Source organism: Aeromonas sp. 600948, assembly GCF_049174875.1.
GTDB lineage: Bacteria > Pseudomonadota > Gammaproteobacteria > Enterobacterales > Aeromonadaceae > Aeromonas > Aeromonas veronii_A.
In genome coordinates, this window is record NZ_JAAKTY010000003.1 from 244,392 (window position 1) to 257,354 (window position 12,963).

At 57.7% G+C, this 12,963-nt stretch carries 10 protein-coding genes; 2 read left to right on the forward strand and 8 right to left on the reverse strand.

What is annotated here, in order from left to right:
* Positions 1–3 precede the first annotated feature (3 nt).
* The 5 genes from G5182_RS04220 to G5182_RS04240 form a co-directional block, all read right to left on the reverse strand.
* On the reverse strand, positions 4–342 hold the full coding sequence (locus G5182_RS04220) for a DUF3302 domain-containing protein (RefSeq protein ID WP_257124649.1): 339 nt from the start codon (positions 340–342) through the stop codon (positions 4–6).
* Positions 343–565: 223 nt separating this feature from the next.
* Positions 566–1,987 carry a carbon starvation protein A gene (locus G5182_RS04225; protein WP_421254209.1) on the reverse strand — a complete coding sequence of 474 codons (1,422 nt, stop codon included), beginning with the start codon at positions 1,985–1,987 and terminating at the stop codon, positions 566–568.
* Between the two features lie 140 nt (positions 1,988–2,127).
* A complete protein-coding gene (gene btsR / locus G5182_RS04230; RefSeq protein WP_421230655.1) occupies positions 2,128–2,832 on the reverse strand; it encodes a two-component system response regulator BtsR in 705 nt (234 codons plus the stop codon).
* Positions 2,829–4,499, reverse strand: a complete 1,671-nt coding sequence (locus tag G5182_RS04235) for a LytS/YhcK type 5TM receptor domain-containing protein (RefSeq protein ID WP_421254210.1) — start codon at positions 4,497–4,499, stop codon at positions 2,829–2,831. The genes btsR and G5182_RS04235 overlap by 4 nt, the downstream gene beginning before the upstream one ends.
* A 353-nt stretch (positions 4,500–4,852) precedes the next feature.
* Positions 4,853–6,088 carry an HD-GYP domain-containing protein gene (locus G5182_RS04240; protein ID WP_421171966.1) on the reverse strand — a complete coding sequence of 412 codons (1,236 nt, stop codon included), beginning with the start codon at positions 6,086–6,088 and terminating at the stop codon, positions 4,853–4,855.
* A gap of 226 nt (positions 6,089–6,314) precedes the next feature.
* On the opposite strand from G5182_RS04240, the gene G5182_RS04245 reads away from it, so the two are divergent.
* Complete coding sequence (locus tag G5182_RS04245; protein WP_421252182.1) at positions 6,315–7,931, forward strand: phosphoethanolamine transferase; 1,617 nt, start codon at positions 6,315–6,317, stop codon at positions 7,929–7,931.
* A 71-nt stretch (positions 7,932–8,002) separates the two neighbouring features.
* Here the strand turns inward: G5182_RS04245 and nagC are convergent, their stop codons facing one another.
* The 3 genes from nagC to nagB are packed head-to-tail and all read right to left on the reverse strand — an operon-like array spanning position 8,003 to position 11,177.
* On the reverse strand, positions 8,003–9,217 hold the full coding sequence (gene nagC, locus G5182_RS04250; RefSeq protein WP_216954163.1) for a DNA-binding transcriptional regulator NagC: 1,215 nt from the start codon (positions 9,215–9,217) through the stop codon (positions 8,003–8,005).
* Positions 9,218–9,221: 4 nt separating this feature from the next.
* Positions 9,222–10,367, reverse strand: coding sequence for an N-acetylglucosamine-6-phosphate deacetylase (nagA, locus tag G5182_RS04255; RefSeq protein ID WP_421254211.1), 1,146 nt, complete (start codon positions 10,365–10,367; stop codon positions 9,222–9,224).
* 9 nt (positions 10,368–10,376) lie between these two features.
* A complete protein-coding gene (gene nagB / locus G5182_RS04260; RefSeq protein WP_005334308.1) occupies positions 10,377–11,177 on the reverse strand; it encodes a glucosamine-6-phosphate deaminase in 801 nt (266 codons plus the stop codon).
* Positions 11,178–11,450: 273 nt separating this feature from the next.
* On the opposite strand from nagB, the gene nagE reads away from it, so the two are divergent.
* Entirely contained in the window at positions 11,451–12,929 is a 1,479-nt protein-coding gene (nagE, locus tag G5182_RS04265; protein ID WP_058056009.1) for an N-acetylglucosamine-specific PTS transporter subunit IIBC, read from the forward strand.
* Positions 12,930–12,963 lie beyond the last annotated feature (34 nt).

Consider the following 12,963-nt stretch of genomic DNA (forward strand, 5'->3'; position numbering starts at 1 on the left):
GGTTTATCCCTGTTGCTCACTCTGTTCGATAGTGTTGATACGGCTCTTCAGATCCGCCAACTCCTGCTTGAGGGCCGCCAGCTCCTCTTCATCTTCTTGCAGCCGCTGGCTAAAGCCCCAGCCGCGATCGGGGCGATAGAGGGTTGCCCAGATCCAGAGGAAGGGCCACAGCACGTGCAGGGTAAACAGGCTGACCCAACCTGCCACGTGAATGGCATCCTGATGAGGGTGATTCCGATGTTTGGCAATCTCGTAAGGAATATCGTGGATAACGATGACGCCATAAAAAATGACTAGCCCGACAAAGACGAGCAGACCAAGGGCAAAATAATCAAGGGCCATTTATAACCTCCACTGGCATGACGCACAGCTTAATCATGGGTTCCAACAAGCACTAAAGCAATTAAGAATCACACATTTATCGTCAGTTTGCCCGGAATCTTAAAGCTATTCGCTGTATTGAAGCTGAAGCCGTTCGACAGTTGTCTTATTAGTCTTTTTGTCATTAAAAAAGGCGCCATCAGGCGCCTTTTTTGTGCTGCTTTCGCAGCAATTTTTTGCTGCTTTACCCTTCGCTGGTACTGCTGACCAGCGGCTGGCGGAATTTCATCAGGAAGACCACGGTAATGGCCGCTGTTGCAGTCAGGCCGATGATGGTGGAGGTCCCCATCTCCAGCCCGAATCCGATGGGGGCGTTGGCCAGATAGGTGATCACCACAGCAGTCATGAACATGGCGGGAATGGTGCAGATCCAGTGCAGCTTGCCCTCTTTGATGAGGTAGGCAGCCGCAGCCCACAGCATGATGACGGCGGTGGTCTGGTTGGCCCAGCCGAAGTAGCGCCAGATCACCCCGAATTCAGCCTTGGAGATGATAAAACCAAGGATAAACATGGGGATGGCAATCAGCAGACGCTTGGCCAGCGGTTTCTGGGTCATCTTCAGGAAGTCCGCCACGATCAGGCGAGCACTGCGAAACGCGGTGTCGCCCGAGGTGATAGGCAGGATCACCACACCGAGAATGGCCAGAATGCCGCCCACGGTGCCGAGCAGGCTGGTGGAGACTTCGTGTACCACGGCTGCCGGGCCGCCGTTGGCCATGGTAGCGTTGAGCGCTTCGGTGCTGTCGTAGAAGGAGAGACCCAGGGTGCACCAGATAAGGGCGATGATCCCTTCACCGATCATTGCACCGTAGAAAATGAAGCGGCCGGATTTTTCGTTCTGCATGCAGCGCGCCATCAGTGGTGACTGGGTGGCGTGGAAGCCGGATACCGCGCCACAGGCGATGGTGATGAAGAGCAGCGGCCAGAGCGGCAGTTCGGTCGGGTGCAGGTTGGAGAAGTCCATCCCGGTGTTGTAGAAGCCTTTGCCGGAGGCGATCAGGCCAACGATGAGGCCGACCGACATGAAGACCAGCAGGGCGCCGAAGATGGGATAGAAGCGACCGATGATCTTGTCGATGGGGACAATGGTCGCGAGGATGTAGTAGGCAAAGATTGCCACAATCCAGTAGACCAGATCGGTGGAGGTGAGGTTGGCCAAGAGGCCCGCCGGGCTCAGCACGAATACCACGCCCACCAGCATCAGCAGCACCACGGCAAACAGGTTCATGAAGTGCTTGGCGGCGGTGCCCAGATGCTCACCGACCACGGTTGGCACCGAGGCCCCCTTGGCGCGTACCGACAGCATGCCGGAGAAGTAGTCATGTACCGCACCGGCGAAGATGCAGCCAAAGACGATCCACAGCATGGCGACCGGGCCGTAGAGGGCACCCAGGATGGGGCCGAAGATGGGGCCGACGCCTGCGATGTTGAGCAGTTGAACCAGATAGACTTTCTTGTCCGACATCGGGACATAGTCCACCCCGTCAGCCATGGTGATGGCGGGGGTTTTCAGCTCGGGTTTCGGGCTGAATATCCGTTCGATGAATTTGCCGTATATGAAGTAGCCGGCCACAAGTAAGCCGACACAGAGGAAGAACCAGATCATTGCTACGCTCCTGCATTGTTATTTTTTAGTGTGCAGCGCGAGTCTAAAACGGTTGCGCCTGACTGGCAGGTGAAACTCCCCGAGCGGCGCTTTGGCGCGCCGAGCGGTCGGCGGCTGTGATCAGGCGCACACTCCGCGGCTCAGTCCAGCCCCAGCTGATCTTTGAGCTCCTTGAGATAGCGACGACTGACCGGCACCCGGGCGCCGCTCGGGGTGACAATCTCTGCCAGCTGGTTATCCAGCAGCTGGATCTCGAAGATGGCGTTGGGGGAGACCAGATACTGGCGGTGGCAGCGCAGCAGCGGGCTCTTTTCTTCCAGCGATTTGAGGGTGAGCTGGGTGTGGAACAGCTCGCCCTGACAGGCCACATGGACCCCGCCCAGATCGGAGAAGGCATACTCCACCTGCGCGATGGGCAGCAGCCTGACCCGATTGTGCAGATAGCCCGGAATATGTTCGATAGTCGGGGCCAGCCGCTCGATGGGCTGCGGGGAGATATCCTGCTTGAGGCGAGCGAGGGTCTTGGCGAGCCGGGCGGGCTCCACCGGCTTGAGCAGGTAGTCGAAGGCGTTCTCTTCAAAGGCCTGAATGGCATATTCGTCAAAGGCGGTGACAAAGACGATGCGGGGCAGGGGGTCGAGCATGGCGACCAGCTCCATGCCGCTCAGCTTGGGCATCTGGATATCGAGGAACACCACATCAGGCTTGAGGCGCTGAATAAGCGGCAGCGCCTCGATGGCGTTGGCCGCTTCCCCCACGATCTCGATGGCAGGATCGCAGGTCAGATGTTGCCTCAGCTCTTCGCGGGCATAGTGTTCGTCATCGACAATCAGGGTGCGGATCATGATTGCTCCTTGGGGATGGTGAACGAGACCCGGGTCCACTGTTCCGGCTCGCACGCAATAGTCACGCCATAGCGCTCGCCAAAGGCGCTTTTCAGTCGCCGATCGACAATGGTCATGCCCAGACCGTCGCCAGCGGGATGCGCTTGCCAGGTGCCTGCATTATCTTCCACGTGGATGGTGACGCTGGTGGGATGCTCATCGGTATAGAGGCGAATACGCCCCTGCTCCAGCAGAGTCGAGATGCCGTGCTTGATGGCATTCTCGATCAACGGTTGCAGGGTGAAGCTGGGCAGTCGCAGTGTGGCCAGATGGGGCGGGATCTCGTTTATCACCGTCAGCCGATCGCCAAAGCGGGCCAGCTCGATCTCCAGATAGGATTGGCAGTGCTCCTGCTCCTCCTGCAGAGTCGCAAGGCCGCTTTGGCGTTTGAGGTTCTTGCGAAAGAACAGCGACAGATGCAGCAGCAGATCCCGCGCCTTGTCCGGATCGCGCCGGGTGATGGCACTGATGGTGTTGAGGGTGTTGAACAGAAAGTGGGGGTTGATCTGGGCTTGGATCAGCTTGAGTTCGGACTGCACCAGCAGCCGCTGATGCTGCTCCAGCCGACCGGCCAGCAACTGCTGTGACAGCAGGTTGGCAATCCCTTCCCCCAGGGTGTGGTTGATCTTGAGAAACAGCCGCTTCTTCGGCTCGTAGAGCTTGATGGTGCCGATCACCCCCTTGTCCCCCTGCAGCGGGATCACCAGCACCGAGCCCAGCTGGCAGGCGGAGGAGAGGCTGCAGCGATAGGGCTGGCTGTTGCCATCGGCAAACAGCACCTTGTTCTGGGCGATGGCCTGCATGGTGATGGCTGACGCGATGGGGGTGCCCGGCAGATGGTGATCTTCGCCGGTGCCGATAAAGGCGAGGATCTGCTCGGTGTCCGTGATGGCGACCGCCCCAACGCCGGTCTCCTCCTGAATGATGCGGGCAATCTTGTTGCTTGCCTGTGGGGTAAAGCCCTGACTCATGATCCCCACTGTACGGTTGGCGATATTGAGCGCCTTGGCGGAGAAGACCCGGGAGAACTTCTCATACATCCGCTGCTGGTCGCGGATCATGCTGATAAAGAGCGCCGCGCCGCAGGAGTTGGCCAGAATCATCGGGGTGGCGATGGTGCGCACCAACAGCAGGGATTTGTCGAACGGGGTCGCCACCAGCAGGATGATGACCATCTGCATGATCTCGGCGTAGAGGGTGGTAAAAAAGGCGATGCGCGGTTCAAACAGGGCATCCGTTCGTCCCGAGCGCATCAGGCGCCAGTGCACCATGCCCCCGAGCAACCCCTCGCAGGTGGTGGAGATGGCGCAGGCGAGATCGGTAAATCCCCCCAGCGTATAGCGGTGCAGACCGCCGGTCAGCCCCACCAGAAAGCCCACCAGCGGTCCCCCCAATAATCCCCCCAAGACGGCGCCGACCGCCCGGGTGTTGGCGATGGCATCGTCGATATCGAGGCCTACATAGGTTCCGAGGATGCAAAAACATGAAAATATTATGTATATCAGTATCTTGTGAGGAAGCCTCACTGAATAGTTGGCAAGCGGGCGAAGCAGCGGGCTTTTCGAGAAGAGATAGGCGATCACCAGGCTGACGCTCATCTGTTGCAGCAAGGAGAGGACCAACTGCATAAAAAACGCTCCTCATACGCCAGCTGAAAAAATAGCCAGCCCGTGAATAAGTGTGATCAGGATCTTGTTCTGTTGGCCCAACTGGGCGCAACGGGCCGTCAGTTTGCCAGAACAAGTGGATAAAACCATATTAAATCAGCATGTTAAATTGATATTTGTGTAAGCGGCAGCGGGTTGATATTGATGGATGGAGCATGAATGTATCCGCTGGATACGCCACACGGAGGTGGCATGCTCCGCCCGGCCCCTTGGCTGGGCGTTTTTTATACATGGTCAGTTGGCAACCTTCTGATGGGGGTTTGAGCAATTATTCCGGTTTGTCCAATGAGTTATCCCCAGCTTCTGGGGATAACTCAGAATGCAAAGTAGTAGCAGAAGCGGCGGGTCAGGTTGAAGAACTGCCGTTGTCCCTCATCCAGCTCTTCCTGTTTGATAAAAGCAGTGATGGTGCGTTCATCTTCCCGCAGATCGATCATGGCGACGGCTTCTGGCCGCTGGGCCTTGATATAGGGCAGGATCTTCGGCTTGAGGGGCATGGTGGGTTCGGTAGAGAGCACCAGCGCGATGCTCTCGTCCGAGAGTTTCACCAGTGATCCCGGCGGATAGACCCCCAGTACTTTGACCAGCAACTTGACCAGATTCTGGTCGAACTTCTTCTGGGATAACTTGTAGAGCTGGCTGATGGCCTGACTCGGCGCGGCCGGGTTGCCGCTGTTGCGGGGATGGAGCAGCTCATCGTAGAAGTCGACCAGCCCGATCAACCGCGCCAGCGGCGGGATCTCCCCGCCCTTGATCCCGAGCGGATACCCGCTGCCATCGAGCCGCTCGTGGTGCAGATGGGCGACCTGACGGATTTTCGGTTCAAAGGCGTTGAGCTGGGTCAGCATGTCAAATCCGTACTGGGGATGCATATTGAGGAAGTTCTGCTCGGCCTTGTTGAGATCCCCGCGTTTTTGGGTGATCTGGCTCGGGATCTTCAGTTCACCGATATCGTGGATAAGTCCCGCAAGTCCCGTCTCTTCCAGTTCTATAGGATTCATCCCCAATTCGCGTGCCATCAGCATGGCAATGAAAGCCACATTGAGGCTGTGTTGCAGCAGGATATCGGTGTGGGGGCTGCGAATAAGGTGGAGCCCGAGAGGCCCTTCATGCTGACTGAGGGTGAAGGCGGCATTGCGGACGATCTGGGCGGTATTGGCCAGCCCCTCATCCGGTTTGAGGTTGAGCGCCCCGAGTGCATCGCGCAGCTCACTCATGGACTGGCCAAAGGCCTTGTCGGCGGCGCGCATGGAGCGGCGAAAGGCTTTCTCGTCAAAGGGGGGCGGGCCCGAGGCAATCAGCTCTTCCAGTTCATCAAGATCAGGCCCGGCATCGGGGATATCGCCACGCAACAGTGGCTCGATAGGCAGATCGCTCTTGTCCGGATCCACCATCATCAGGCTCAGATCAAGGTGGCGGATGATATCCAGCTGCTGCTGATCTTTGATTTTGAAGGCATTGAACATAAACGGGTGGTTGGTCCATCCGGTGGGGAGATGGATATAGTGGCCTACCCGCAACTGTTCTATGGAGGCTTGGATCAGTGCCATCGGTTAACCTGCATTTCTGGAATGCCTACTCAACAAGCTAGCAAAATCCGATGGATAGACAACTAAAAATCCATTAAGGGGAGTGGGATCCCCCGCGCTGTGATAAAGCGCACTAGCATCAGAGGGCTCTTAATTTGCTCTTAAGTTTTACTTCCTACGCTGGCCCCGTAGTTTTTGTTGGCTTGACCGGCCCCCTGTACTGCAGGCCGGTATGTAGGAGTTGTTTATGCGTGTAACCCTCGGTGTACTGCAGACCAATCTGCTGCTTGTTCTCTTTTTCGCGCTGGTTCTCAACTGGCCAATCCTGTTGCACTTTTACACGGCGCTCAGTGAGCTGAGTCACGTCAAAGCCGGATTTGTCATTTCGATCCCGCTGGTGCTGATTGCGGCGCTAAATACAGTGTTTATTCCCTTCACGTTCCGGTTTGTGCTCAAGCCGTTTTTTACCGTGCTGATCCTGAGTGGCTCCATCGTCAGTTACGCCATGCTCAAATACGGCGTCATCTTTGATGCCGGCATGATCCAGAACATAGTAGAGACTAACAGCGGTGAGGCGGGGGCCTATTTGAATGGTTCGGTTGCGCTCTGGTTTCTGCTGACCGGGCTGCTGCCTGTTATGGTGCTCTGGTCACTGCGGATCCGCTATCCGGCTCGCTGGTATCAGGGGTTGGCGTTGCGGACGGGTGCACTGGCTATCTCTCTGCTGTTTATCGGGGGCGTCGCGTCACTTTACTATCAGGATTACGCCTCGGTCGGGCGCAACAACAAGTCGCTGGCCAAAGAGATTGTGCCAGCCAACTATGTGCACGGCCTCTACAAGTATGGGCGGGATGTGCTGTTTGCCACGCCGATCCCTTACCAGTATTTGGGGACAGATGCCAGGGTGGTGGCACGGGGAAGCAAGCCGACTTTGATGTTCCTGGTGGTGGGTGAGACGGCGCGCAGCCAGAACTACTCCCTTAACGGGTATGGCAAGGCGACCAACAGCTTTACGGCAAAAGAGCAGGGGGTGGTGTCGTTCAGAGATGTGCGTTCCTGCGGTACGGCCACTGCGGTCTCGGTGCCCTGCATGTTCTCCAACCTCACTCGCCGCGGTTACGATGAACAGCTTGCCAGCTCCCGTGACGGCCTGCTCGATGTGCTGCAACATGCCGGTGTATCTGTGCTGTGGAAAGAGAACGATGGCGGCTGCAAAGGGGTGTGCCGCAATGTACCGACCATCGAGATCCTCCCCAAATCCTATCCTGCGCTCTGTCAGGGGGAGTCCTGCTATGACGAGGTGCTGCTTGAGGGGCTGGATCAGCAGATTGCCGGCATGAAGGGCAACAAGCTGGTGGCTTTTCACCTGATGGGTAGCCATGGCCCGACCTACTATCGCCGCTATCCTGCCACTGATCGGGTATTCGTGCCCGACTGCCCGCGCAGCGACATCGAAAACTGCAGCAACGAAGAGCTGGTCAACACCTATGACAACACCATCCGCTACACCGACAAGGTGGTGGGGCTGCTGATAGACAAGCTCAAGTTGCTGGAGAGCCAGTACGATGTGGGACTGGTCTATCTCTCCGATCACGGCGAATCCCTTGGGGCTATGGGGCTCTATCTGCACGGCACGCCCTACAAGTTTGCGCCGGATGATCAGACCCGGGTGCCGCTGCTGACCTGGTTCTCGCCCCAGTTACAGGCCGATCGCCAGCTTGATATGGGTTGCCTGGCGGCGGAGGCGAGCAGTCAGCGCTTCTCCCATGACAACCTCTTTCACTCCATGCTGGGGATCATGGATGTGCAGACGAGTGTTTACGACAACAAGCTGGATCTGTTCAAGCCATGTCGGGCGGGCTAAACCGCTAGCAAGCACACAATAGAAAACGGCAGCCACTGGCTGCCGTTTTGTTATCTCGCAAGATCAGTGTCTTACTTCTGCTCCATGATGATCTGCAGCAGATCTCCCTCCAGCAGGGCGCGCTTGACCAGCGCAAAGCCGCCATAGGTCGGCTGGTTCTGGAAGCGGGCCTTCACGATGGGCAGGCCACGGTGGAAGCTCGGCAGGGATTGATGCTCGACACAGCGACGAATGGCCGGGAAGAGGAGCTCTTCGGCGGCGGTGATTTCTCCGGCGATCAGCACCTTCTGCGGGTTGAACAGGTTGACCGTAATCGCCACCGCCCGTCCCAGATGCTCACCCACGTTCTCGATGACGCTGCGGGCCAGTTCATCGCCCGCCAGCGCCGCCTTGCACACCTCCTGAATGGTGATGTGCTTCTCTTGCAGCACGCTCTGGTGACCGCGGCTGATGAGCTCTTTCACCTTGTCGACAATGGCCTCGTTGGAGGCGATGGTCTCGAGGCAGCCGAAGTTGCCGCAGTGGCAGCGCTTGCCGAGCGGTTCGACCTGGATATGGCCGATCTCGCCGACGTTGCGGTTCTGACCGAGGAACACCTGACCCTTGGTGATGATCCCCGAGCCCGTCCCCTGGTGAACACTCACCAGAATGGAGTCCATGCAGTCGCGGGACTCACCGAAGAAGTGTTCGGCCAGCGCGAGGGAACGGGTGTCGTTACCCACGTAGCAGGGAAGGTTGAAGTGGTTCTCAAGCAGCTTCGCCAGCCCCAGATTGCGGATCTGGTACTTGGGGGTGTAGATGACCATACCGGATTCCGGGTTGACCAGACCCGGCATGGTCAGCGCGATGCTGATGAGGTTGCGACAGCGTTCGCTGTTGGCATCGATGAAGGCGCCAATCTCCCGCAGTAGCATGTCGACCACGGGTTGCTGATCGATCTCGGTCACCTGAATGACGTGCTGGTCGAGCTCCTTGCCATCGAGGTCATAGAGACTCAGTTGCAGGTAGCCGCGGCCCAGCTTGGCAGAGACAAACTGAAAGCGATGTTTGATGGTGGTCAGGGAGATGGCACGCCGCCCGCCGGTTGAGGCTTGCGGAGAGGTCTCCTTAATCAGGCCATGCTCGATCAGTTGCCGGGTTATTTTGGTCACGCTGGCCGGGGCCAGCTGACTCAACTCGGCAATCTTGACCCGGGAGATGGGGCCTTGCAAGTCGATGAGCCGATACACGGCTGCACTGTTGACCTGCTTGATAAGATCTACGTTTGCTATTTGTCCGCCAGTCATGATGTCACTGTTGTGTGTAGTGTCCGTTAACCACGGTCCCACGGACCGTGAAGTCCTGATCGAAGACAGTGAGGTTGGCTACTTTACCGACCTGGATACTACCGAGACGTGAGTCCCATCCAATGGCGCGAGCGGGGTAGAGGCTGGCCATTCTCAGTGCTTCATCGAGCGGTAATCCGACCTGCTTGACCAGATTTTCCACCCCCTCAATCATGGTGAGGGAGGAACCGCCGAGTGTACCATTCTCATCGACACACTGACCATCGCGTAAAAAGACGGTGGTGCCACAAAAATCAAATTTCTCAAAGCCTTCCGGCGCTCCGGCTGCCGCGGTGGCATCGGTGACCAGCACCAGTCGCTCCCCCAGCGCCTTGTGAGCCAGACGCACGTTGGCCCAGTGCACATGGTGGCCATCGACGATGATGCCCGCATAGACATCCTTGCGATCGTAAATGGCACCCACGACGCCCGGCTCGCGACCGTTGAGGGTCGGGGTCATGGCGTTGTAGAGGTGGGTCGCAAAGCGAATACCGTTATCGAACCCGGCCATCGCCTGATCGTAACTGGCGGCAGTGTGACCGGCCGAGACCAGAATGCCCGCTTCCACCAGACGGCGGATATGGGCCGGCTCGTTGCGCTCCGGTGCCAGGGTGATTTTGGTGATGGCATCCGCGTTGGCGCAGAAGAAGTCGATCATCTCGTCCGCTGGCTGGCGAATTTGCGCGGCAGGGTGGATCCCCTTGCGCTTGAGGTTGGTGTAAGGCCCTTCCAGATGGACGCCCAGCACCTCGTTGGGGTGTGCAGCCATGTAGTTACGGGTCACCGCAACGGCCTGCTTCATATCCGCATCCGGACTGGTGATCAGGGTCGGCAGGAAGCTGGTGGTACCGGATTTGAGGTTGGCCGCCTGCATGGTTGCCAGGGTCTCGACCGTGATGTCGGTGTTGAACATCACCCCGCCACAGCCGTTGAGCTGCACGTCGATAAAACCGGCGGTCAGGTTGGCGCCTTTGAGGTCAATCTGCTCGATGCCTGCAGGCAGCTCGGCCAGGTGAGAGATGGCGACAATCTTGTCGCCCTCGATAAGCACCCCGTAGCCGGTCAGCACGCAGCTGCCGGTGTAGAGGGTGCAGTTGGTCAATGCGTACATGACGACTCCTTACAGACGGCCGATGTTGGCGGCTTCCAGCTGCTGGAAGTAACGAACGGTCTTGACCTTGAGCTCCATGGTGGAGGGCTCGTCGCACACCATCATTCCCTTCGGATGCAGTTGCAGGGTGGAGATGGTCCACATGTGGTTGACGCTGCCTTCCACGGCGGCCTGCAGGGCCAGTGCCTTGCCGTGACCGGTGACCAGGATCATGATCTCTTCCGCATCCATCAGGGTGCCGACACCCACGGTCAGGGCCAGTTTGGGCACCTGCTCCATGTCGCCACCGAAGAAGCGGGAGTTGGCGATACGGGTGTCTTCGGTCAGGGTCTTGACCCGGGTGCGGGAGGAGAGGGAAGAGGCCGGCTCGTTGAATGCGATGTGGCCGTCGTTACCCACGCCCCCCATGAACAGGTGGATCTTGCCGTAGGACTTGATTTTGTCTTCGTAGCGCTTGCACTCGGCCACCAGATCCTCGGCATTGCCGTTGAGGATGTTGATGTTCTCGGGACGAATGTCGATGTGGCTGAAGAAGTTGTTGTGCATGAAGCTGTGGTAGCTCTCCGGGTGATCTTCCGGCAGGCCGACGTACTCGTCCATGTTGAAGGTGACCACATTCTGGAAGCTCACTTCACCGGCTTTGTGCAACTCGATCAGGCGCTTGTAGGTGTTGAGCGGGGTGCCACCGGTGGGCAGGCCCAGTACGAAAGGGCGATCGCTGGTCGGCTTGAACGCGTTGATGCGGTCAACGATGTAACGAGCAGACCACAGGCCTACTTGGCTGGCAGATTTCAACGGGATCAGGCGCATATGGGATACCTCTGTGTCGGGTTGCGACCGGTTTGGCGGTGGCAATTGGCTAAGACGGATTCAAGTTGTTTTATAGCGTAAATAAAGATTGCGAACTAAGCCACATCTATCCACCACCTTTATCTTGTTTGGGTGATAACGATCACGATTATCGGTTTATTAATTTGCGCAGCGAAATAAAAGCCCTAGACTGCCAATCAAGCCTTGATGGCTTATGCGTCAAACGTGATAAGCACTTAATTTCTAGAAAAACATTAACTAAGGAGAGGAACCGTGAACATTCTCGGTTATTTGCAAAAGATCGGCCGTGCCCTGATGGTGCCGGTAGCGGTATTGCCTGCCGCCGCGATCCTGATGGGGGTTGGCTACTGGATTGACCCGAATGGTTGGGGTGGTGACAGTGCGCTGGCTGCCTTCCTGATTAAAGCGGGCGCAGCCATTATCGATAACATGTCCGTACTGTTCGCCGTCGGTGTCGCTTACGGTATGTCCAAGGATAAAGACGGTTCTGCTGCTCTGGCAGGTCTGGTCGGCTTCCTGGTCGTTACCACCCTGCTGAGCCCGGGCGCTGTGGCCCAGATCAAGAGCATCCCGGTGGAGCAGGTTCCTGCCGCGTTTGCCAAGATCAGCAACCAGTTCGTGGGTATCCTGTGTGGTGTTATCGCCGCTGAGCTGTACAACCGCTTCAGCAGCGTTGAGCTGCACAAGGCACTCTCCTTCTTCTCCGGTCGTCGTCTGGTACCGATCGTAACCTCCGTGGTGATGATCGTCGTATCCTTCATCCTGATGGCCGTATGGCCGGCAATCTACGGTGGTCTGGTCTCCTTCGGTGAGTCCATCGTGAGCCTGGGCTCTACCGGTGCCGGTATCTACGCCTTCTTCAACCGTCTGCTGATCCCGATCGGTCTGCACCACGCCCTGAACTCCGTGTTCTGGTTCAACGTGGCCGGTATCAACGACATCCCGAACTTCCTGGGTGGTCAGGCTACCATCGATGCCGCTCTGGCCGCTGGCAAGAGCCTGGATCAGGTGAAAGGCGTGGTCGGTATGTACCAGGCTGGCTTCTTCCCCATCATGATGTTCGGTCTGCCGGGTGCCGCTCTGGCCATCTACCACTCCGCCAAGAAAGAGAACAAAGAGAAAGTTGCTTCCATCATGATCGCAGCTGCCTTTGCCTCCTTCTTCACTGGTGTAACCGAGCCGCTCGAGTTCTCCTTCATGTTCGTGGCGCCGGTACTGTATGTCATCCACGCCGTACTGACTGGTATCTCCGTGTTCATCGCTGCCTCCATGCAGTGGATGGCCGGTTTCGGTTTCAGTGCCGGTCTGGTGGATATGGTGCTCTCCAGCCGTAACCCGCTGGCGACCAACTGGTACATGCTGATCCCTCAGGGTCTGGTCTTCTTCGGCCTCTACTACACCGTGTTCCGCGTAGTGATTGCCAAGCTGAACCTGAAAACCCCGGGTCGTGAAGATGACGAAGAGAGTGCTCCGGCTGCCGCTCAATCTACCAACCGTACCGAGCTGGCCAAGCAATACCTGGAAGTGTTGGGTGGTCAAGAGAACCTGGTCTCCATCGATGCCTGCATCACCCGTCTGCGTCTGACTCTGAAAGACCGCAGCATCGTCGATGAGCGCAAGCTGAAAGCCCTGGGTGCGGCCGGTGTGGTCAAACTCGGTGAGCAGAACCTGCAGGTGATTCTGGGCCCATTGGCCGAAATCATCGCCGGTGAGATGAAAGCCCTGCGTTAATCGAGCGACTCGCTCACCTCAAGTCTAAGTCCAT